Below are 2260 nucleotides of genomic sequence, written 5' to 3'. Positions count from 1 at the left end.
CAGCCATTCTCGTTCTGGACGGTACATACTTTTATATTAAAAAAAGTTCACAGTTTCATTTTCAACGGAAATGTTACAGTCTCCATAAAAACAGGCTATTGGTAAAAACAATGATGGTAGTGTCTACTACTGGTCATATAATCAGTTCTTTAGGTCCATATTTCAGTGATGGAAAAAACAATGATGCCAATATTCTTATACATGGTCTAAAAACAAATGCAGAAGACATGTCTAACTGGCTCAGAGAAGGTGATATTGTCGTCGTCGATAGGGGTTTTAGGGATTCCGTTGAATTTTTAGATGACCTCCGAATCAAGACAGAGATGCCGGTCTTTCTGAGAAGGGGACAAAAACAACACACTGTCGAGGAAAGTAACTCATCAAGATTAGTTACCAAGATACGTTGGGTGGTAGAATCAGTTAATGGCAAGGTAAAATGTTGGAAATATTTGGCCAATATCCTACCAAATAGCCAAATTCCCTACATAGGTGAATATGTTTCATTGGTATCTGCCATCGTAAATAAGTATTGTAAGCCACTGAATCCTAGCCATGTAGATGATGAACTAATTGGGTGCAAAATGTTGCATCTATCAACACAAAAAAATTGCCTGAAAGAAAGGATTGAACGAGACCATCTGGAAAGACGACCGTCCAACTGGCTATCAGTTAGTTCCGTGGGAGACTGTTTTAATGATTTTCCCAAACTTCAGGAGGATGAATTGCGTCAGCTTACACTCGGAGTGTATCAACTCAAATTAGCAAAGTCGTATTCAGTCGAGCATCTAAATGCTGATGGCTCTTATGAAATGTTTGTAAATAAGCAGGATGAAGGTTTACTTATGGGAAAGATTCAAAGCCGTCATGTATCAAGTAGAATACATAAGCTTTGGATTGAATATGATGATGTAATGGTCAAAGGTTGGTATTGTCAGTGTCGGTCAGGTGCTCGGGTGGTAGGTACATGCGCCCATGTTGCTTCTGTTGTGTGGTTCCTGGGATGTGCTCGTCACAGGGATATTGACTTTAATTTCACAGTTGACTGGAGTGCATATCTCACTGATGCAAAAGATTTACCTGAACCTCAGTTAATTGACGATGACAATGAAGTTTCTACTGAAGAATAGAATCCACATGTAACATTGGCTTTTTCGGTAATCATTAATATTATACTTTACGTACCTTTTACACTATTTGCCTTTGTGAGCGGTCCAATATATTGCGTAGTTGAGATATGCACTCCAGTCAATCCAAAGCTTATGTGTTCTACTTGATAGTTATAGTTTTTAATACCATTTCGACAATAATTCAGTTATATCGTAGTGGTCAGTTTTATTGTTGGAGAAAACCGGAGTACCCAGAAATAACCACCGACATGTAACAAGTCACTGACCAGCTTTATCTCATAATGTTTTATTGAATACACCTCGCCATGAGCGGGATTCGAAAAACTTCAGTGGTGATAGGCACTGGTTGCATAGGTAGTTGTAAACTGCCACACGAAAACAACCATGACGGTCCCCTTCATTGAAAGCTAACATAACTACGAATATTTTGCTAAGATTTGCAGCTTCTATTTACTATGCATCGTCGGTAAAAATATTTCCCCTATATCTTGGCGGTCAGTTTTATTGGTGGAGAAAACCACAGTACATATGACAACTAGGACTATTTTACTAAGAAGATTTACGACTTCTATTAACCCCGATGGATTAACATGCAGAGCAATCTCAGTAGTCATGTGATCATATTAGAACAGGTCAAGTAACTAACTAACTTTATCACATAATGTTATATCGAGGACACCTCATTTTAGTGGAAGTCGAATTCGCAACGTTAATGATGATACTCACTGATTACATAGGTAGTTGTAAATCAAACTACCATAGGATCACGACCACGGCGGTCTTTTCTGTTTTCCTATTTCATAAACAAACACAGAAGTTGTCCGACTTGTTAGCTACATTAAGCTAACATGATATACAAAAATGTGCTTGAAATTAAACTTCGATCTTGATATTTAGATATCCATTTAGTTCTATGTACATGTATCTGTCATTTTAGTGATTATTGTAGTATTTGTAATAAGGATGTCCATACAATCCATTAATGATAAATGGTAGAGTCGCGTTAGTGCATTAATGATAAATGGTAGAGTCGCGTTAGTCCATTAATTATATGTGGTAGAGTCACGTTAGTCCATTAATGATATGTGGTAGAGTCACGTTAGTCCATTAATGATAAATGGTAGAGTCACGTT

The 2260-nt window shown here is 37.4% G+C and carries 1 protein-coding gene; it reads left to right on the top strand.

From position 1 onward, the window contains the following. Nucleotides 1-1127 (top strand): transposase family protein (locus PSN35_RS07185; RefSeq protein ID WP_300031478.1); only part of this gene is annotated, 1127 nt, incomplete at its 5' end. Nucleotides 1128-2260: the final 1133 nt, after the last annotated feature.

The sequence above is a fragment of the Candidatus Thioglobus sp. genome (assembly GCF_028599055.1).
Lineage (GTDB): Bacteria > Pseudomonadota > Gammaproteobacteria > PS1 > Pseudothioglobaceae > Thioglobus_A.
This window is presented reverse-complemented; position numbering and strand designations above follow the sequence as displayed.